This is a genomic window from Streptomyces fulvoviolaceus, from assembly GCF_000718165.1.
Lineage (GTDB): Bacteria > Actinomycetota > Actinomycetes > Streptomycetales > Streptomycetaceae > Streptomyces > Streptomyces fulvoviolaceus.
Genome location: NZ_JOEY01000251.1, coordinates 1 through 204 on the forward strand (window position 1 = coordinate 1; position 204 = coordinate 204).

General features: G+C 67.6%; 1 pseudogene. It reads right to left on the reverse strand.

Going from position 1 to position 204, the window contains the following annotated elements:
• Positions 1–204: pseudogene (locus IG08_RS0153760) on the reverse strand (hypothetical protein); the annotation flags it as partial.

Genomic DNA, 204 nt, shown 5'->3' on the forward strand with positions numbered 1-204 from the left:
GACGACTTCGACAGGAACGCCTTGATCTTCGGCTTCTTCGCGATGCGCGAGCCCGCCAGCATCGACACGGCGATGCCGGCGTAGGTGGCCACGTTCTTCGCCGTGCCGTCCAGGACGGTGCCGGAGGCGGTGCTCGCGACGAGGCCGCCCACGAAGAACGACCAGAGCAGCAGGTTGGCGACGACCGACTTCACGGTGGCGAGC